This is a genomic window from Streptomyces sp. CA-243310 (assembly GCF_050936775.1).
Classification (GTDB): Bacteria; Actinomycetota; Actinomycetes; order Streptomycetales; family Streptomycetaceae; genus Streptomyces.
The window spans coordinates 344,029-362,783 of record NZ_JBNJMF010000003.1 but is presented as its reverse complement, the minus strand read 5'-3'; the positions used below and the strand labels follow the sequence as shown (position 1 = coordinate 362,783).

General features: G+C 72.0%; 18 protein-coding genes. 4 read left to right on the top strand and 14 right to left on the bottom strand.

The annotated features are described in order from the left end of the window. Nucleotides 1-52: 52 nt before the first annotated feature. The 3 genes from ACQEVM_RS34885 to ACQEVM_RS34875 all read right to left on the bottom strand — a co-directional run bounded on the left by ACQEVM_RS34885 (nucleotide 53) and on the right by ACQEVM_RS34875 (nucleotide 3,650). A complete protein-coding gene (locus tag ACQEVM_RS34885) occupies nucleotides 53-1,528 on the bottom strand; it encodes an FAD-dependent monooxygenase (RefSeq protein ID WP_351382451.1) in 1,476 nt (491 codons plus the stop codon). 217 nt (nucleotides 1,529-1,745) lie between these two features. Then, complete coding sequence (locus ACQEVM_RS34880) at nucleotides 1,746-2,150, bottom strand: pyridoxamine 5'-phosphate oxidase family protein (protein ID WP_267825785.1); 405 nt, start codon at nucleotides 2,148-2,150, stop codon at nucleotides 1,746-1,748. A gap of 15 nt (nucleotides 2,151-2,165) precedes the next feature. Further along, nucleotides 2,166-3,650, bottom strand: a complete 1,485-nt coding sequence (locus ACQEVM_RS34875; protein ID WP_433086097.1) for an MFS transporter — start codon at nucleotides 3,648-3,650, stop codon at nucleotides 2,166-2,168. A 156-nt stretch (nucleotides 3,651-3,806) separates the two neighbouring features. Between ACQEVM_RS34875 and ACQEVM_RS34870 the strand changes: the two genes are divergently transcribed. After that, on the top strand, nucleotides 3,807-4,220 hold the full coding sequence (locus tag ACQEVM_RS34870; protein WP_267803129.1) for a winged helix-turn-helix transcriptional regulator: 414 nt from the start codon (nucleotides 3,807-3,809) through the stop codon (nucleotides 4,218-4,220). A 24-nt stretch (nucleotides 4,221-4,244) separates the two neighbouring features. On the opposite strand, the gene ACQEVM_RS34865 is transcribed toward ACQEVM_RS34870, so the two are convergent. From ACQEVM_RS34865 to ACQEVM_RS34855, 3 genes are read right to left on the bottom strand one after another with little or no spacing between them, the layout of a single operon-like run. Beyond that, nucleotides 4,245-4,784, bottom strand: a complete 540-nt coding sequence (locus ACQEVM_RS34865; protein ID WP_433086094.1) for a flavin reductase family protein — start codon at nucleotides 4,782-4,784, stop codon at nucleotides 4,245-4,247. 34 nt (nucleotides 4,785-4,818) lie between these two features. Continuing rightward, on the bottom strand, nucleotides 4,819-6,171 hold the full coding sequence (locus ACQEVM_RS34860) for a cation:proton antiporter (RefSeq protein WP_433086092.1): 1,353 nt from the start codon (nucleotides 6,169-6,171) through the stop codon (nucleotides 4,819-4,821). Further along, entirely contained in the window at nucleotides 6,168-6,611 is a 444-nt protein-coding gene (locus tag ACQEVM_RS34855) for a nuclear transport factor 2 family protein (RefSeq protein WP_433086090.1), read from the bottom strand. The genes ACQEVM_RS34860 and ACQEVM_RS34855 overlap by 4 nt, the downstream gene beginning before the upstream one ends. Before the next feature lie 226 nt (nucleotides 6,612-6,837). Between ACQEVM_RS34855 and ACQEVM_RS34850 the strand changes: the two genes are divergently transcribed. From ACQEVM_RS34850 to ACQEVM_RS34840, 3 genes are all read left to right on the top strand, one after another. Further along, on the top strand, nucleotides 6,838-7,530 hold the full coding sequence (locus tag ACQEVM_RS34850) for an antibiotic biosynthesis monooxygenase family protein (protein ID WP_433086088.1): 693 nt from the start codon (nucleotides 6,838-6,840) through the stop codon (nucleotides 7,528-7,530). A 351-nt stretch (nucleotides 7,531-7,881) separates the two neighbouring features. Continuing rightward, entirely contained in the window at nucleotides 7,882-8,892 is a 1,011-nt protein-coding gene (locus tag ACQEVM_RS34845; protein ID WP_433086086.1) for an aromatase/cyclase, read from the top strand. Beyond that, on the top strand, nucleotides 8,892-9,701 hold the full coding sequence (locus tag ACQEVM_RS34840) for a 4'-phosphopantetheinyl transferase family protein (protein ID WP_433086084.1): 810 nt from the start codon (nucleotides 8,892-8,894) through the stop codon (nucleotides 9,699-9,701). The genes ACQEVM_RS34845 and ACQEVM_RS34840 overlap by 1 nt, the downstream gene beginning before the upstream one ends. Before the next feature lie 201 nt (nucleotides 9,702-9,902). Here the strand turns inward: ACQEVM_RS34840 and ACQEVM_RS34835 are convergent, their stop codons facing one another. The 8 genes from ACQEVM_RS34835 to ACQEVM_RS34800 all read right to left on the bottom strand — a co-directional run bounded on the left by ACQEVM_RS34835 (nucleotide 9,903) and on the right by ACQEVM_RS34800 (nucleotide 18,740). Beyond that, the gene (locus ACQEVM_RS34835; protein ID WP_433086082.1) at nucleotides 9,903-10,142 is read right to left on the bottom strand and encodes an acyl-CoA carboxylase epsilon subunit; all 240 of its coding nucleotides are present in this window, start codon (nucleotides 10,140-10,142) and stop codon (nucleotides 9,903-9,905) included. Nucleotides 10,143-10,168: 26 nt separating this feature from the next. Beyond that, nucleotides 10,169-11,737 carry an acyl-CoA carboxylase subunit beta gene (locus ACQEVM_RS34830; RefSeq protein WP_433086080.1) on the bottom strand — a complete coding sequence of 523 codons (1,569 nt, stop codon included), beginning with the start codon at nucleotides 11,735-11,737 and terminating at the stop codon, nucleotides 10,169-10,171. Nucleotides 11,738-11,844: 107 nt separating this feature from the next. Continuing rightward, nucleotides 11,845-12,204: a phosphopantetheine-binding protein gene (locus tag ACQEVM_RS34825; protein WP_433086078.1), complete on the bottom strand. Its 360-nt coding sequence runs from the start codon at nucleotides 12,202-12,204 to the stop codon at nucleotides 11,845-11,847. Between the two features lie 42 nt (nucleotides 12,205-12,246). After that, nucleotides 12,247-13,536 carry an MFS transporter gene (locus ACQEVM_RS34820; protein WP_433086076.1) on the bottom strand — a complete coding sequence of 430 codons (1,290 nt, stop codon included), beginning with the start codon at nucleotides 13,534-13,536 and terminating at the stop codon, nucleotides 12,247-12,249. A gap of 89 nt (nucleotides 13,537-13,625) precedes the next feature. Beyond that, entirely contained in the window at nucleotides 13,626-14,486 is an 861-nt protein-coding gene (locus ACQEVM_RS34815; RefSeq protein WP_433086948.1) for an alpha/beta hydrolase, read from the bottom strand. A gap of 187 nt (nucleotides 14,487-14,673) precedes the next feature. Beyond that, nucleotides 14,674-16,188, bottom strand: a complete 1,515-nt coding sequence (locus tag ACQEVM_RS34810) for an FAD-dependent monooxygenase (RefSeq protein WP_433086074.1) — start codon at nucleotides 16,186-16,188, stop codon at nucleotides 14,674-14,676. A 37-nt stretch (nucleotides 16,189-16,225) separates the two neighbouring features. Then, nucleotides 16,226-17,803 (bottom strand): FAD-dependent monooxygenase, encoded by a 1,578-nt coding sequence (locus ACQEVM_RS34805; RefSeq protein ID WP_433086072.1) that lies wholly within the window; start codon nucleotides 17,801-17,803, stop codon nucleotides 16,226-16,228. 1 nt (nucleotide 17,804) lies between these two features. After that, a complete protein-coding gene (locus tag ACQEVM_RS34800; protein WP_433086070.1) occupies nucleotides 17,805-18,740 on the bottom strand; it encodes an aromatase/cyclase in 936 nt (311 codons plus the stop codon). Nucleotides 18,741-18,755 lie beyond the last annotated feature (15 nt).

Genomic DNA, 18,755 nt, shown 5'->3' with positions numbered 1-18,755 from the left:
CCTCTTTGTCGATTTCACTCGGCGCTTGCGTGGACGCCGGCCGGTCATCGGGTCAGGCGGTGTGGCGCGGCGCGCCGAACCAGTCGGTCAGGGCCTGGGTCAGCCCTTCGGCGGAGCCGTCGGCGGCGACCCAGGCGACGTAGCCGTCGGGGCGCACCAGCAGGCTCGCGGCCGGGGCGTCGGCGTCGTTGCGGGTGGCGGTCACCACGTCGACGCGGTCCGTCCAACCGGCTGCGGCGGCGCGCAGTTCGGCGTTGTCGTGCAGGTCGAGCAGGACCGGGCGGCCCTTGTGCAGCAGCTCGTACGTGCTGGTCTTCGCGTCGTCGACCAGGAGCTCCTGGTCGGGCAGCCGGCGGCCGAGCAGCGGGTGGTCGCCGGGGGCGGCGCCGTAGGTGGTGTCGAGGCCGGTGACCAGTCCGACGAGGTGGGTGCGCACCTCCTCGATGCGGACCAGCTCGGCGAACAGCTCGCGCAGCGGGTCGGCCTCGGGGCCGCCGAGGTAGAGGGTGCGCTGGACCAGGGTGTTGGCGACGATGCGGGCGCCGACCGGGTGGCGCTCGGTGTGGTACGTGTCGAGCAGCCCCTCGGGGGCGGTGCCCTTGACGGCCGCGGCGAGCTTCCAGCCGAGGTTGACCACGTCGCCGACGGCGGCGCTGATGCCCTGCGCGCCGATGGGAAGGTGGATGTGGGCGGCGTCGCCGGCGAGGAAGACACGGCCCTTGCGGTACTCGGCGGCGTGCCGGCTCGCGTCGGTGAAGTAGCTGGTCCACAGCGGGGTGGCGCCGCTGATGTCCTCGCCGGTCACCCGCTGGAAGGACTCGGCCACCTCCTGGAAGGTGGGCGGTTCCTGGGTGGGGCGGACGCCGGCGCCGCGCTCGAAGACGACGACGCGGGTGGCGTGCGGGCCGAGCGGGAGGACGACGACCATGCCCTGCTCGCCGACCTCGCCGGTGGGGCGGATCCGCAGCGGGACGCCGGTCACGTCGGCCATCTTCATCTCGATGGTGGCGCTGGTGCCGGGGAAGTCGATGCCGGAGAGGCGGCGGACGGTGCTGCGGGCGCCGTCGCAGCCCACCAGGTAGGCGGCGCGCAGCCGCTCGACGCCCTCGGGGCCGGCGATCTCGACCTCGACGGCGTCCTCGCCGTCGGTGAGGCCGACGACCTCGTGGCCGCGGCGGATCTCGGCGCCCAGGCCCACGGCCCAGTCGTGCAGGATCGCCTCGGTGCGGGACTGGGGGACCCCGCGGACGCCGAAGTTCCCGCCTTCGATGATGCGGTAGTCGATGGGGAGGCCGCCGAAGTGGCCTCCCGGAATGGTGTCGAGTTCCCCGAATTCCGCGAGGAGGCCGCGCTGTCCGAATTCCTCGATGGTGCGGGCCGAGAATCCGAGTGCGCGGGATTGGCGCATCGGTTCGGTGAGACGGTCGAGGACGATCACGGAGAGACCAGAAAGGCGCAGTTCTCCTGCGAGCATGAGTCCCGCAGGGCCCGCTCCGGCAACGATGACATCGGCGTTCAAGCTTTCCATCTTCCCTCTCCCGCTGGCGTTTTCTCCAGTATTCCGAGGGGCCGCGGGAAGCTGAACGGTCTCCGATACAGGGCTCTGAAAAGTTCGTCAGATCCCCGGCAGCAGTGTCAGGGGACCGCTCCGGGGAGGTGAGAGGGGGTGCGGGCGGACGCGCGAGGGTGCCGGAAGCACTGCTTCCGGCACCCTCGTCACGCGTACCGCTGTCCGCGGTGTCCTCTCAGCCGCCGAGCACCCGGTCGACCCGGATCTCGACGACGGCCAGGCCCGGCGGTTGCGGCGGCGCCGACCAGTACCGCTCGGTGTAGCGGCGTACTCCCTCCGCGACCCGGGAGGGGTCGGTGGAGACGGTGGCCGTCCCCTCCAGGGTGAGCCACTGCCAGCCCGCCATCTGGCAGACCGACACCCGGCCGCCCGGGTTGGCCAGCAGGTTCCTGGCCTTGCGCCGGGTCGCCGTGGTCATGACCCTGGCGAGGCCCGCGTCACCGTCCCAGGTGAAGCGCACCGGCGCGGTGTGGGGGCTGCCGTCGGGCCGCAGCGTGGTGAAGGTGCACAGGTGGTTCTCGGCGAGGAAGGCCTCGGCCTCCGCGGAGAGCCGCAGTGCCGGTGTGCGTGTGGGTGCCATGGAGGGGTTCCGTTCTCAGTGGACCGGCGTGCCGGCCGGCTGGTCCTTGGCCTTGGTCAGGGGCAGCAGCACCAGGGTCACCAGGAAGGCGAGCGCGGCAAATCCGGCGCTGATGAGGAAGGCGTCGTGGAAGACGGTGGTGCGTGCCTCGCGGACCAGTTCCGGGACTCCGTGCGCCTTGGCGGTCAGCTCGGGGATCCGGCGGAAGGCGAAGGTGGCGGCGACGGCGAGGCCGAGGGCTCCGCCGATCTCCTGCGCGGTGTTGATGAGTCCGGCGGCCAGGCCCGCCTCCTGCTCCTCGGAGCCGGCGAAGGCGGAGATCTGGAGCGGGACGAAGGAGGCGCCCAGACCCAGGCCGCAGATGATGAACGCGGGGAGCAGGTCGGTGAGGTAGGCGGCGTCGGAGGGGGCGTTCCACAGGAGCAGCATGCCGCCGCTGACCAGCGTCAGGCCGACCATCAGGACGGGCTTGGCGGCGACCTTGGTGACGATCTGGGAGGCGATGCCGGCGCCGACCGCGGTGGTCAGCGCGAGGGGCACGTAGGCGAGACCGGTCCTGATGGCGGACCACTCCAGCACCTGCTGCATGAAGAGGCTGGCGAAGAAGAAGAGGCTGACGCAGGTGCCCAGCAGCAGGATGGCGATGACGTTGGCGGCGCGCAGCGAGGGGCGGCGGAAGATGCCGAGCGGCATCAGCGGGGCCTTGGCGCGGCGTTCGATGAAGAGGAAGGCGATCAGCAGGACGGCGGCCAGTGCGAAGCCGCCGTAGATGCGGCCGGCCGGGACGTCGGAGTCGTCGATGGTCTGGCCGAGGGTGAAGATGAGCAGGATCAGACCGGCCGTGAGGACGACGGCGCCCGCGAAGTCGAAGCTGCGGGTGCGCTCGGCGGAGCGGCTCTCGCCGACGACGAGCGGGGCGATCAGGGCGCCGACGATGCCGATGGGCACGTTGAGGAAGAAGATCCAGCGCCAGCCGGGGCCGTCGGTGAGCAGACCGCCGAGGGTGACGCCGGCGACGGCGGCGACGCCGCTGAGGGCGCCCCAGGCGCCGAGCGCCTTGTTGCGCGCCGGGCCTTCCTCGAAGTTGTTGGTCAGCAGGCTGAGTGCGGCGGTGGCGATGAAGGCCGCACCCAGGCCCTGGGCGCCGCGGGCGCCGATCAGCATGGAGGAGTTCTGGGCCAGGCCCGCGAGCAGCGAGGAGGCGGCGAACAGGAGCAGGCCGGTCTGGAGCATCCGGCGGCGGCCGAGGGTGTCGGCGAGGCGGCCGGTCAGCAGCAGGAAGCCGCCGAGGACCATGCCGTAGGTGGTGACGACGTACTGAAGCGCCGTCTGGGAGATGCCGAGTTCGTCCTCGATGGTCGGCAGCGCGACGTTCACGATCGACACGTCGAGGAAGGTCATGAAGCCGGCCAGGCAGAGGAACGCCAGGATGAGGCCGGGACGCCGGGCGGGCCCGGCCTCCGGCGTTGTGGGGGTTCGCAGGGACTCTTGGATCGACATGCCACTCCTCGAAGCGGGATGAGAACGGGGGAGGGAAAACGGGGACTGCGGGAGGGGCGTCGGCCTGCAACACCGGCGCTCTCTGGTGGCTTTCGGGAAGCTAGCATCCCCAGTAAAGTAGGTACCTAGAGGAAAGTGACTTCCTGGAGGGTTCGCATGAACAGCAGCACCGCCTTGTCGGGCGAAGCGGCGGCACACGCCGCCCGGGTGACGTCGGAGCAGGCCTGCCCCATCGCCCCGGTGCTCGACATCGTCTTCAGCCGGTGGACGACGCCGATCCTGTGGACGCTGAACGAGTTCGGGGTCCAGCGTTTCGTGCAACTGCACCGCAACATCGGCACGATCACGCCGAAGGTGCTGACGCAGCGTCTGCGGCAGTTGGAGCGCGACGGGCTCGTGGTGCGCACCTACCACCCCGAGGTGCCGCCGAGGGTGGAGTACGAGATCAGCGAGCTCGGACGCAGCCTGGCGCCGCTCTTCTCCCACCTCGCGGACTGGTCGGCGGACAACCTGCCCCGAGTGGAGCGCGCGCGGCAGGAGTTCGACGCGGCGGACGGGAGCGCCCGCTGACCGACGCGGGCGGCCCGGCCGGGGTCAGTGTGCGGGCAGGTCCGCGGGTTCGCGGTCCAGCTCGCGCATGTTCCCCTGGAAGAAGATCAGCGGGTCCTCCTCGGCGCCGGGCGCGTCGAGTTCGACGACCTCGCCGAGCAGGATGGTGTGGTCTCCGCCGTCGTACTCGGCGATGAGCCGGCAGTCCAGGAAGGCCAGGGCCTCGCTGAGGACCGGCAGTCCGGCCTCCGAGCGGTGGTGCGGCACGTCCTCGAAGCGGGCGGACTGCCGCCCGGCGAACGCCCAGGCTATGGACTGCTGCTGCTGGGTCAGGAAGTTGACGACGAAGCCGCCGCTCTCCTGGACCACCGGCAGCAGGCGGGAGTTCTGGTGCAGGCATATGAGCACCAGCGGCGGATCCAGCGAGACCGAGGTGAAGGAGTTCACCGTGGTCCCGGCGGCGTCCTGGCCGCCGCCCGAGGTGATGACCGTGACACCGGTGGCGAAGTGCCCGCACACGTCGCGCAGCGCGCGTCCGTCGACGGGAGCCCGGTTCTCGGTGGTTGCTGACTGAACGGGAATCACGACATGCCTCTCTCTCGGTTTCGGCCTTCGGCTCTCAGGTACGGGGTGCGATGAAGTCCGGGGCCGGCGCGGGTGCGGTCGGCGAGAGGACCTCGTCCGCGTCCGACTGCTGCGCACCGGCGAGCGGTTGGACGGCGGGCGCGGGACGGCGGCGCGAGAGCAGGGGGCCCGCCATGGCCGTCGTGACCAGCGCCATGATCACCAGCATGGTGAACATGCGTCCGTCGAGAACGCCGAGACTGACGGCGGCGTTCAGGATGATCAGTTCGGTCAGGCCCCTGGTGTTCATGAGCAGACCCAGGTCCCTGGACTCCCGCCAGGTGAAGCCCGCCAGCCGGGCCGGGAGGATGGCGCCCACGAGCTTGCCGGCGCAGGCCACCAGGATGATCAGGACGAGCGCGACGCAGTCCGCTCCGGTGAGCGCGCCGAGGTCCACCCCGAGACCGGTGACGATGAAGAACACCGGGAGCAGCACGACGCTGACGTGGTCCATCGGCTTGCGCAGGTGCTCCGCCAGGACCCGGGAGGGTTCGCGCGGCATCACGAAACCGAACAGGAACGCCCCGAAGATCGCGTGGATGCCGATCCAGCTGGTCAGGTACGCCGAGCCGAGCGCGCCCGCGCACAGCACGGACAGCAGCGCCGGCCAGCGTTCGGCGGCGGCCCAGCGCCACACCAGGCGTGCCACGAGCGGCTTGACGACCAGGAACATCAGGGCGACGAAGCCGACGCTGAGCGCGCCGATCCGGGCCAGGCTCGAATAGTCGCCGTCCGAGGCGACCAGGGCCGACACGTACGCGAGCAGGCACCAGGCCAGCAGGTCGTCGATGGCGGCGCTGGCCAGGGACAGCGAGCCGACCTTGGTCTCCATCAGCCGGTTCTCGGTGAGGATGCGGGCCAGCACCGGGAAGGCGGTGACCGACATGGCCGTGCCGAGGAAGGTGGCGAAGGCGATGAAGGAGATCTCCTTGCCCGCCACGACCATGTGTTCGGGGTAGAGGAACGGCGCGAGCGCCACGCCCAGGCCGAAGGCCGTGGCGATGGACGACAGCGATACCCCGGCCGCAAGCTTGGCGTGCGGCTTGATGAGGCGCTTCTCGAACTCCCAGCCGACCACGAACATGAAGAGGATCAGCCCGACCTGGGAGACCGCCGACAGCAGCGGGCGCACCTCGGCCGGGAAGAGACGCTCGGTCAGGTGTCCGGGCAGCAGGCCCAGGACGCTCGGTCCGAGCAGGATGCCCGCGGCGATCTCGCCGACCACGGCGGGCTGGCGGAGCCGCTGTGCGAGACGGCCGAGTGCCGCGCCGGCCAGCAGGACCACGCCGATGTCGAGCAGCATCATCGCCAGGGTCGACTCCTTGAGCCCGACGGCCAAGGTCGTCATCGGGATCCTTCGGGCACGGGCGGGTTCCCCTCGGTCCACAGGACGCGGAAGGTGAGCGCTGACAGCTTCCATCCCTCGTCGGTCAGTTCGGCCTCGCCCGTCGCCAGCGTGCCGACGGTGAACAGCGGCGGGCCCGGGGTCCCGGGGTGGTGGACGTGCGAGGAGACGAGGTTGGCGCGCAGCACGGCCCGGCTCTCGTCGACGAGGTCCACGACCGCGGGCGATCCCAGGTGCTGGGTGGCGGCGAAGGCCGCCAGGGCGTCCCGGTGGTAGGCGGCGAGGCCTTCGAGGCCCCTGTGGCCGCTCATGGGGAACTCGACCCGGGCGTCACGCGTGAACAGGCGCGCCGCCCAGGCGTCGTCCAGTTCGTCGTCGTCGAGACCGATGAGATAGCGGTCCAGCAGAGTACGTGTGTCGGCGGTTGCCTGTCCTGGATGCATGAGGCGAGCATGGCGCCCGCCCCTTGGCGAACCACGACTTTTTTCAGACTTCTGACAAAGCCGTGAGAAGTCCTTGAAAGGCTTTCCGGAGCTTGACAGAGCGGATCCGAATTCTGACGCAACAAGCCTTTCCCCATGGCCCTTCCATTGAGCAGGATGCACTGGGAACACCGGCCGGCAGTGATGGCCGTTCACACATCATTTTCCTCGAATGGAAGAGAAGAGAATGCCGAAGATTGCAGCCGACGGTCAGCACCTGACTGTTCTCAACCTGTTCTCGACCGACGCTCCCGAGAAGCAGGTCAAGCTGCTCGCCGCCATGCGGGAGATCGTGGACTCCGCTGCCTACGACGGCTGGATGTCCAGCACCGTCCACGCCGGCGAGGACAAGCCGGGAACCGCCAACTTCATTCAGTGGCGCAGCACCGAGGACCTCGAAGTGCGTTACTCGGGCGAGGAGTTCAAGCACCGTACGCTGCCGCTCTTCGGTGAGATCACCACCTCGATCCGGCTGCTCCAGAACGAGATCGCCTTCGTCCAGGCGAAGCCGGAGCTCGACGGCGTCGAGATCTCCCCGCAGCGCGACGACTACACCGCGATCGAGCTCTTCGGCGTGGCCGAGGAGGAGCAGGAGGACCTCGTCGACGCGCTCGGCGCCTCGCAGGAGTACCTGCTCGACGTGCCCGGCTACCGCACCCACACCGTGCTGCGCGGCCTGCGCGCCCGCGGCATCGAGGGCAAGTTCGTCGTCTCGTACTCGCAGTGGGACGGCAAGGAGGCGTACGACGCCTTCCGTGCCCAGGCCGAGGCCGACCGCACCCCCGAGCGTCGCAAGGTCGACGCCCGGGTGAGCGCCCTGCAGACCTGGCAGGACGAGAACACCTACCGCGTCGTGCACACCCGCGCCGCCGGCGAGTGATCCGCGCCCCGGTGGGGGTTCCGACCGGCTGTGCGGCGGCCGGAGCCCCCACCGGGACCGCGTACGGACCCGGGCACGCGGGCCCCGAACCAGGCCGCCTCCGTCACAGCGACGCGGTGGCCCACTGACAGAAGTGCCGCTGCCGGGACCCCCGCCCGACAGCGGCACTTCTGCGCTCCCCCGGGGTACGCCCCGCTCCCCCACCCGTCCCGTCCGCGGACAGCACCCACAAGTTTCACCTCGCGGGCGAAGCGGGACGTCGTGTTCACCCGTCAGTGCATCCCCACGGCCACATGCGGCGAACCCGGCACCCGCAACTCCCCGCGCCCTTCAAGGACGAGGAGTCCGAACATGAAGCAAGCGGGCGTGCGCCAGACGGCGCACGAGATCACCGTGGCGGCCCCGGCGGCCACGGTCCACCGGTTGATCGCCGATGTCGACAACTGGCCCAGCACCTTCCCCGCCACCGTCCACGTCTCCCACGAGGAGGCCCCGGAGGGCGAGCAGCGGCTGCGCGTATGGGACACCGCGGGCGCCGGCGGGGCGCTGCGCACCTGGCGACTGCGCCGCATCGTCCAGGACGCCGACCTGCGGGTCAACTTCGAACTGCTGGCCACCGAGGCGCCCGTCGCCTCGATGGGCGGCGCGTGGCTCGTCGAGCCGCTCGACGAGAACTCCTCACGGGTCCGGCTGTTCCACGAGTTCCGGGCCGAGGGCGAGGACCCGGCCACGCTGGACCGCATCGGCGAGCGGGTGGCCCGGGAGGCCGAGGCCGAGTTGGCGGCGTTGAAGCGGAACGTGGAGTTCGCCCACGGCGCCGAGGACGTCACCTTCTCCTTCGAGGACACCGTCACCATCGACGGCTCCGCCAAGGACGCCTACGACTTCATCAACGAAGCCCACCTGTGGTCCGAACGCCTCCCCCACGTCGCCACCGTCCGCCTCACCGAGGACACCCCCGGCGTCCAGACCCTCGAAATGGACACCCGAGCCAAGGACGGCTCCGTCCACACCACCAAGTCCCACCGCGTCACCTTCCCCCACCACAAGATCGCCTACAAACAGGTCACCCTCCCCGCCCTGATGACCCTCCACACCGGCCACTGGACCTTCCGCGACACCGACCACGGCGTCACCGCCACCTCCCAACACACCGTCACCCTCAACACCGACAACATCACCCGCATCCTCGGACCCGACGCCACCGTCGCCGACGCCCGCACCTACGTCCACACCGCCCTCTCCACCAACAGCCTCGCCACCCTCAACCACGCCAAGACCCACACCGAGAACCGATCCGAGAACCGATCCGAGAGCCACACCGAAACCCGCGCGGAGACCCTTTCCGGGAACAAGCGCTGATGGCGGTGGCGAACGTACTGTCCCTCGACGAACGGCAGTTGGACGTGTGGCTGCTGCCACCTCCCGAGTCGGCGCGTGACGTCCCCATGGGCGACCTGGACGACCGGGAGCTGCGGCGCGTGGAGGCGTACCGCCGCTCCGACGACCGGCGCATGTACGCGGCCGCCCACGTGGGTCTGCGCCGGGTCCTGGCCGTGTACACCGGCATCGCGCCCCGCAACCTCGCCATCGCCGGCGAACGGTACGACGGGTCGGGCGGCCGCAACGGCCGGCCCCGGGTGCTCGGCGTTCCGGGCGCCCCCCAGTTCTCCCTCTCGCACAGCCACGGCCTGGCCCTGGTCGCGGTGGCGGAGACCCGGGTGGGGGCCGACGTCCAGCGCATTCCGTCGGTCGGGACCGCGGAGGCCTGTCTGCCGGCACTGCACCCGGTGGAACGGGAAGAGCTGGAACCACTGTCCGAGGACCGCCGCACGGCGGCCTTCGGGCGGCTGTGGACCCGCAAGGAGGCCTACCTCAAGGGGATCGGCACCGGGCTGGCCCGCGGCGCCCACCTCGACTACCTGGGCGAACAGCGGGCGCGGGACCGGCCCGAGGGCTGGGTGGTCGGCAACCTGCCGCTGTGCGACGGCCACGTGGCCGCGGTGGCGATCCTGGGCGACGGGGACCACCGCATCGTGATGCGGGCGGTACCGGACACCCTGCTGTACGCACAGGAGGCGGCCGAGCGCCTCGCCGGCGTGGAGCCGGGGCTGCGCACGGTCCTGCGGGACCACCGCGCCCGCTCCTCGCCGGCGGCCCGGGCGGCCTGAGCCGGGACTCGGCGGGAGGACGGCACGAGGACCCGAGGAACGGACGACGACAGCACGGAGGGGCCGGGGAGAAAGTTCCCCGGCCCCTCCGTGCTGTTCCGTGGTGACCTGACGTGCTGTTCCGTGGTGACCTGATGTGCCGTGCCGTGGTGATCCGACGTGCCGTGCCGTCGTGAGCGGTCCGGCGCGCGTCCCGGTGCCTCAGGCGGCGCGGGGCGCGGGCCGCGCCGGCGAGCGCCAGGTGCGCGGCCCGTCGAAGCCGGCGACCCGGTCCGGGCGCCGCCAGAGGGCCACGACCTGCTGACGGCGGGCCACGTCGTCGGGTTCGACGCCCGCACCCGCGGCGCGGGCGAGCAGGATCGCGGTCAGGGCTGCCAGTTCCTCCGGGGAGGGATTGCCCCTGACGATGCGCATCAGGTGTTCGTCGGCCGGTCCGTTCACGGCGGCTTCTCCTCTGGTCGGCGCGGTCACTGGGGCGGGTTGCCGTGCTTGCGCCGCGGCAGCTCGGCGTGCTTGGCGGCGAGCATCGCCAGCGAGCGGGCCAGCACGGAACGGGTGTCGCGCGGGTCGATGACGTCGTCCACGAGGCCGCGCTCGGCGGCGTAGTACGGGTGGACGAGTTCCTCCTTGTACTGCGCGATCTTCTCGCGGCGCATCGCCTCCGGGTCGTCGGCCGCCGCGATCTCCCGTCGGAAGACCACGTTCGCGGCGCCCTCGGCGCCCATCACCGCGATCTCGTTGGTGGGCCACGCCAGGGCGATGTCCGCGCCGATGGAACGGGAGTCCATGACGATGTACGCGCCGCCGTAGGCCTTGCGCAGCACCACGGAGACGCGCGGGACGGTGGCGTTGCAGTACGCGTAGAGCAGCTTGGCGCCGCGCCGGATGATGCCCTCGTGTTCCTGGTCCACTCCGGGCAGGAAGCCGGGGACGTCGACGAGGGTGACCAGCGGGATGTTGAAGGCGTCGCAGAACTGCACGAACCGCGCGCCCTTCTCGCTCGCCTTGATGTCGAGGACGCCGGCGGTCGAGGCGGGCTGGTTGGCGACGACGCCGACGGTGTGGCCGTCGATGCGGGCGAGTCCGCACACGATGTTCTGCGCCCAGGCCGCGTGGACCTCCATGAACTCGCTGTCGTCGACGAGTTCCTCGATGACGCCGCGGATGTCGTACGAGCGGTTCCCGTCGGCCGGCACCAGTTCCAGCAGCCGATCGCCGAGGCGGTCGGCGGGGTCCCCGCTGAGCACCCGGGGCGGCAGCTCGCGGTTGTTGGGGGGCAGCAGGGAGATCAGGTAGCGGACCTCTGCCAGGCAGGTCTCCTCGTCGTCGTGGACGAAGTGCGCGACGCCCGAGGTGCCGGCGTGGACGTCGGCGCCGCCGAGGCCGTTCTGGGTGATCTCCTCGCCGGTCACCGCGCGGACCACGTCCGGGCCGGTGATGAACATCTGCGAGATGTCGCGGACCATGAAGATGAAGTCGGTGAGGGCCGGGGAGTAGGCGGCGCCGCCGGCGCAGGGGCCGAGCATGACCGAGATCTGCGGGATGACGCCCGAGGCCTTGGTGTTGCGCTGGAAGATGCCGCCGTAGCCGGCCAGCGCCGAGACGCCCTCCTGGATGCGGGCGCCCGCGCCGTCGTTGAGGGACACCAGCGGGGCACCGGCCGCGATGGCCATGTCCATGATCTTGTGGATCTTCGTCGCGTGGGCCTCGCCCAGCGCACCACCGAAGATCCGGAAGTCGTGCGCGTAGACGAAGACCGTACGGCCCTCGACCGTGCCCCAACCCGTGATCACACCGTCGCCGTACGGTTTCCTCGCCTCCAGGCCGAAGCCCGTGGCCCGGTGTCTGCGCAGCGGCTCCACCTCGCTGAAACTGCCCTTGTCGAGCAGCAGGGCGATCCGCTCGTGCGCGGTCAACTTGCCCTTCGCGTACTGGCGTTCGGTGGCCTTGGGGTCCGGGCCGTTGCGTGCCTCCTCCTTGTGGGCCTCCAGTTCATCGAGCCGTGCGGTGAGGGCCTCGGGTATCGCGGGCGGCATGGTGGGTCTCCTGTCCGGTGTCGGCGTGCGGGGCGGTGCGGATGGTGGTGGCACGGGTGGCGGTGCGGCCGGAGATGGCCGCCGTGGCGGTGGGGCCGGCCCGTGTCTCAGACGGTGGCGGTCTCGGGCCGGTCGACGGACGGCGCCCCGGTGATCGCCAGCCGCGGGGCCAGCAGCTCGGCGAGTTCGGTGAGGGTGCCGTCCAACAGCGTCTGGGCGGCCACCTCCGCGCCCAGGTCCCGGCGGATCCCCCGGGCCAGGTGCAGGGCGTTGAGCAGGTCCAGCCCCTGGGTGCGCAGGGGTTGGTGCGGGCTGGTCCGGTGGCCCGGCGGGACCTGGAGCAGCTGGTCCAGGTGCAGGCGCAGGCAGTGGGCGAGGGTGGCGGTGAGGACGTCCGGGCTCATGGCGCGCAGTTCGGACAGGTCCGGGAGGTGCCCGATCGAGCCGTGCGCGGAATCGTCGGTCATGTCGGTGCCTTTCGTCGGGTGCGCGCCGGGGTACGCCGTCTGTCAGGGGCGGCCGGCGGACCGGGTTGGGGGAAGGGGAGCGGGTCCGCAGGACTGCGACCCGGTGTCCGAGGAGGTCCGGGAGCCGCGCCGGGTCCGGCTCGCGGGCAGCGCCGCCAGGGCGGCGACCAGCGACACGGATCCGCCGACCCACAGGCCCGAGCGCGCCCCGTATCGGCTGGTCAGCCAGCCGACGAGAAGGGCTCCCAGCGGGGTGAGTCCCTGCAGGATCAGCGTGTAGAGGGCCATCACCCGCCCCCGGTAGCGGGGGTCGCTGCCGAGCTGGATGCGGTGGTTGGCCGCCTGCGCGAAGTAGATCGTGGCGAAACCGGTCAGGGCGAGCAGGACGGCCGCCGAGACGTAGTCGGGGGCCCATCCGGCGGCCGTCTCGCTCACGCCGAACGCCAGGGCCGAGCCGGTGACGGTGCGGGCCGCCGGGCGCCCGCTGCGGGCGGTGGTGGCGAACGCGGCGAGCAGCGAGCCGGCCGCGAAGGCGGTGGTGAGCAGGCCGAACGCGGTCGCGTCGGCGTGGAAGACGGTCTTGGCGAGCAGCGGCAGGGTGAGCTGGAAGTTGAAGCCGAACAGGCCGACGACCGCCAGCAGGGCCAACGGGACCAGCAGGTCGGGCCGGGCGCGGACGTACCGCAGCCCGTCCGTCACGCCCGATCCGCGGCCCGAGGGTTCGGAGCGCAGCAGTTCCGCGGGCCGCATCAGCCGCAGGGCCGCCACGGTGGCGAGGTAGCTGACCGCGTTGAGGAGCATCACCGGCCCGGTGCCGACGGCCGCGATGAGCAGACCGGCCAGGGCCGGGCCGACCACCCGCGCGGTGTTGAAGTAGGCGGCGCTCAACGCCGAGGCGTTGGGCAGCAGGTCGGGGCCGACCAGCTCGGCGACGAACGCCATCCGGGCGGGCACCTCGAAGGAGTTGACGGTGCCCAGCCCGATCGCGAACAGGTACAGGTGCCACAACCGCACGTCGCCCGCCAGGACCAGCACGGCCAGGGCGAGGGCCAGGGCGCCGGAGGCCAGGTTGGCGAGGGAGAGCAGCAGTCGCTTGTCGTGGCGGTCGGCGAGCCGGCCGCCGTACAGGGTGAGCAGCAGCATCGGTGTGAACTGCAGCGCGGTCAGGGTGCCCAGGGCGGTGGCGGAGTCCCCGGTCAGGTCCAGGACCAGCCAGTCCTGGGACACGACCATCATCCAGGTCCCCGCCACGGACACCACCTGCCCGGCCGCGAACAGCCGGAAGTTGCGTACGGCGAGCGAGCGGAAGGGCTTGGAACGTGTCTTGTCCATGGGGGGTGGTACGCCTCGCCTCTCGTGGTCTGCCTGTGCCGAGCCGTGTCCTGTGTCCGCGTCCTGTGTCCGCGTCCTGTGTGCGTGCCTCAGGCCCGGGCCAGGCACTCCTCCAGGAAGGCCAGGGCGCGCAGGTGGTAGGAGCGGGCGACCCAGCCGAGGCTGAGGTTGTGTCCCGCGTCGGGCTGCCGGTCGATGGTGACGAACGGGGCCGCGGTGAACAGTTCGGCGATCTCGTTGAGGTCCTCCTCGTCGTTACGCCACCACAGTTCGTGCTCGGCGAAGGTGAGGCGGACCGGTACGGGCACCCGGGCGGCGGCAGCGGTGAAGCTCTCGGGCCAACGCGCCGCCTCCGCGCGCTCGCGCAGCGGCATGGGGGCGACGAGCGCGGCGGCGTCCCGGAAGGTGTTCGGCGGGTAGAAGCGCAGGGCGCCCCAGTTCCGCTTCCAGTGACCGTGCCGGTGCGGGTCGCGGAGGTCCCCGGGGTCGACCGCGTAGTCGCGCCCGCAGCCGGAGACGTCCAGGCCCAGCAGGGCGGGCCCGGCGGTTCCGGGACCGGCCTGTTCGGCGGCGTAGGTGAGGGCGAGCTTGCCGCCGAAGGAGTGCGCGACGAGGAACACCCCGGCGCCGGACGGGTACCGGTCGGCGAGGTGGGTGATCGCGGTTCCCAGCGCGGCGGACTGTTCGGACAGGTTCTGGCCGCGCGGCAGGTGTGCGGCGGACAGGCCGTAGCCGGGCCGGTCCACGGCGACGACGGTGTAGCCGAGTCGGGCGCCGAGGGTGAGGAGGGAGACGTCCGGGTGGGCCTGTCCGTCGAAGTAGCCGGCGCTCATGCCGCCGCCGTGCACCGCGACGATGGTCGCGCGGGGCGGGCCGACGGGCTGGGCGATCAGCGCGGACAGGGTGAAGGCGCCTGCCTCCAGGGTGATGGGCCGGACGCCCGGCGACATGCCGGGCGCGGTCTCGTCCGCCCCGACGGGCAGGAGGACGGGGGCGTTCACTGGGCCCCCCGGACGTGGGCGGGCCGGTGGGTTCTTCGACTCATGGTCTCTTCCTGGAACGGTGGGCGGGGCGGCCCCGGGAGCCGGGCACGGCCGGGGTGCCCGGCCGGTCCGGCTCCCCGGGGGCCGGGCGCGGTCAGGCGGGGTTGCCGAACCACTGCCGGAGGGCCGGGGCCAGTTCGGCGGGATCGGTGCCCGCCCAGGCGACGTAGCCGTCGGGGCGGACCAGGACGGCCGTGGCACCGGCGAAGACGGACGGGTCCCGGGGAACGCCGGTGGTCGTGGTGACCCGGTCCTTCCAACCGGCCGCGGCCTCGCGCACGTCAGGGTCGTCGGCCAGGTCGAGGAGGACGCCGCGGGCGGGGTGCAGCAGTGCGGCGGTGCCCACGGGGCCGTCGGGCGTGATCAGATCGCGCGGGGGGAGCCTGCGGCCGAGGAGCGGGTGGCGGTCCCCGGGCGCGGTGGGATCCTCGCCGGCGGCCGGGGCCGCGCCGACGTCGTAGCGGACGTCGAGGTGACTGACCATCCCGGCGAGGTGGCGCTTGACCGGGTCCAGCGCGATCAGTTCGGTGAACAGGGCCCGCAGCGGCTCCGATTCGACGCCGCCGAGGAACACGGTGCCCTGGGCGAGGGTGTTGGTCAGCAGTCGCGCCCCGACGGCGTGGCGCTCGTCGTGGTAGGTGTCGAGCAGCGATGCGGGGGCCCAGCCGGCGAGGGTCGCGGCGAGCTTCCAGCCGAGGTTCACGGCGTCCTGGACGCCGGTGCTCAGGCCCTGCCCGCCGGCGGGCAGGTGGATGTGGGCCGCGTCGCCGACGAGCAGGACGCGCCCGCGCCGGTACTCGCTCGCCTGCCGGGTGGCGTCGGTGAAGGAGCTGACCCAGTCGGCGCCGCCGCCGGAGATGTCCTCGCCGGTCAGCCGCTGCCAGGCCGCGGCGACCTCCGCGAAGTCGGGGCTCTGGCTGCGGTCGGCGGGCGGTGCGCCGTGCTCGCACACGATGATGCGGTCCACGCCCTCGGCGAGCGGCGCGGCCATCACCATGCCGGCGGGGACGCGCTCGCCGAGGAAGCGGGGCGGGATCGAGCAGCCGACCACGTCGGCGAGGTACATGCCCCGGGTGGCGTCGGTGCCGGGGAAGGCGAACCCGGCGATCTTGCGGACCAGGCTGTGTCCGCCGTCGGCGCCGACCAGCCAGCGGGCGCGCAGCCGCTGTTCGCCGTCGGGGCCGGCGACGGTGGCGGTGACCCCGTCGGGGTCCTGCTCCAGGTCGAGGAACTCCCACCCGCGCCGGATGTCGGTCCCCAGCTCGCGGGCCCAGTCCTCCAGGACGGTCTCGGTGCGCGACTGCGGGATGCCGCGGGCCCCGAAGTGCGCGTCCTCCAGCGCGGTGAAGTCGAACTGCACCCCGCCGAAGTGGCCCAGCGGGCTGGTCTCCAGCCCGCCGAAGCGGGGTACGAGGCCCCGCTGGTCGAAGGACTCCAGGGCGCGGGCGGTGAAGCCCAGGCCGCGGGACTGGCCGGTGGGCCGCTCCAGGCGTTCGGTGACGATGACGTCCGCGCCGCCCAGGCGCAGCTCGCCGGCGAGCATCAGGCCCGCCGGGCCGGCGCCGACGATGATGACGTCCGCGTCGAAGGTGTCGACGTCCTTGGCCATGAGTGTGCCTTCCTGGTTGCCGGCGCCGGCCGCCGCCTCAGCGGGCGGCGGCGGTCGCGGCGTGTCGGTGGGTGGGGTGCGCGCCGTCCGTGCCGGTGGGCGCGGTGGCCGGTGCGCCGAACCAGCGGCGCAGCGCGGTGTGCGTGCCCCGCGGGTCGGTGCCGGGGTCGCCGGCCCAGACGACGTGTCCGTCGGGCCGTACGAGGAGGGCCTCGCCGGGGGTCAGCGGGCTGCCGGTCGCCGGGCGGGCGGTGACGTGGTCGACCCGGTCCGCCCAGGGGCCGACGGTGGCCGGGCCCGCGCCCGTGCCGAGGTCGAGCAGCAGTCCGCGGCCGGTGCGCAGCAGTGCGGCGGTGGTGTCGCCAGCCGGTCCGTCCAGCGCGGAGGGGGGCAGTCGGCGGCCGAGGAGCGGGTGGTCCGTGCCCGGCCGCCCGGTGTCGGCGTCGTCCGTGACGGGGTAGCGGATGCCGAGGCCGCTGACGGCGCCGGCCAGTTCGGTGCGTACCCCGTCGAGCGCGACGAGTTCGGTGAGCAGGGTGCGGGCCGGCTCGACCTCGGGTCCGCCGAGCAGCAGCAGGGTCTGGGCCCGGATGTTGGCCAGGACCGCGGCGCCGACGGCGTGGCGTTCGGTGTGGTAGCTGTCCAGGAGCCCGTCGGGGGCGTCGCCGCGCACTTCGGCGGCGAGCTTCCAGCCGAGGTTGAAGGCGTCCTGCACCCCGAGGTTGAGGGCTTGTCCGCCGCTGGGCATCTGCTGGTGCGCGGCGTCGCCCGCGAACAGGATCCGGCCGTGCCGGTACCGGGCGAGCTGCCGGTTGGCGTCGCCGAAGGCGTTGACCCACAGGGGGCTGCCGTGGGCGATGTCCTCGCCGGTCACCCGCTGCCAGGCGTCGACGACCTCGTCGAACGCGGGGGCGCCGGAGCGCGGGGCGGCCGGTCTGCCGAACTCGTGCACCATCACGCGGGTGACGCCGTCGCGGGTGGCGGAGATGGCCAGGCCGTCGGGCAGCCGCAGGAAGCGCCGGTCGGGCGTCTCGACTCCGCCGACGTCGGCGCGCAGCAGTTCGCGTTCGGCGTCGCGGCCGGGGAAGTCGGCGCCGATGAGTCGCCGTACGGTGCTGTCCTCTCCGTCGCAGCCGACCAGGTACCTGGCGTTGATGCGGATCGGGCCGTCCGGGCCGATGCCGTCGGCCGTCACCCCGTCCGGTCCGACGGCCAGGGCGACCAGTTGGTGGCGGCGGAGCAGGCCCGCGCCGAGCGCGACGGCACGGTCCTGGAGGAGTTCCTCCGTACGCTGTTGCGGCACCTTCCACTGGCCGGGGTGGGAACCGGGCAGGGTGAGGTCCAGTCCGATGCCGCCGAAGTGGCCGCGCGGCTCGCACGGCGGGGTGCCCAACTCGGCCAGCAGGCCCCGACTGTCGAAGATCTCCATGGTGCGGGCGTGCAGCGTGGTCGCCCGGGATTCGGTGGTCGGGCCGGGGCGCTGGTCGAGGACGAGCACCCCGACCCCGCCGAGTCCGAGCTCGCAGGCGAGCATCAGTCCGGCGGGGCCGGCTCCGACCACCAGGACGTCGGTGTCCAGGGGTCCCCGCGCGATGTCCGGGTGGTCCGATGCCATGTCAGTTCTTGTTCTCGGTGTGGGTCTTGGCGTGGTTGAGGGTGGCGAGGCTGTTGGTGGAGAGGGCGGTGTGGACGTAGGTGCGGGCGTCGGCGACGGTGGCGTCGGGTCCGAGGATGCGGGTGATGTTGTCGGTGTTGAGGGTGACGGTGTGTTGGGAGGTGGCGGTGACGCCGTGGTCGGTGTCGCGGAAGGTCCAGTGGCCGGTGTGGAGGGTCATCAGGGCGGGGAGGGTGACCTGTTTGTAGGCGATCTTGTGGTGGGGGAAGGTGACGCGGTGGGACTTGGTGGTGTGGACGGAGCCGTCCTTGGCTCGGGTGTCCATTTCGAGGGTCTGGACGCCGGGGGTGTCCTCGGTGAGGCGGACGGTGGCGACGTGGGGGAGGCGTTCGGACCACAGGTGGGCTTCGTTGATGAAGTCGTAGGCGTCCTTGGCGGAGCCGTCGATGGTGACGGTGTCCTCGAAGGAGAAGGTGACGTCCTCGGCGCCGTGGGCGAACTCCACGTTCCGCTTCAACGCCGCCAACTCCGAACGGCTGTTCTTGTCGACGGCCTCGTCGATCCAGAGCAGGTCGTGCGCGTCGTCGTCGATCGCCCGGTAGTCGTGGAGCAGCCGGACCCGCGAGGAGTTCTCGTCGAGCGGCTCGATGATCCACGCGCCGCCCATCGAGGCGACCGGGCTGGTGGTGACCTCCTGGCGGAAGGTGATCCGCAGGCCCTGCGGGTCGAGCTCGCGGCGCGAGGTCCAGTTCTTCGGTTGGCCGTTGGCGGTGGCCCAGATCCGGATGCGCTCGTGCGTGCCGTTGAAGTCGACCCGGTCCACGTGGATGGTGGGCGGGAAGATGCGCGGCCAGTTGACGACGTCGGCCAGCAGCCGGTACACGTCCGATGCCGGCGCGGCGATGGTGATCTCGTGCTCAACCTCGCGGGTTGTCATGACGGCTTCCTCTTC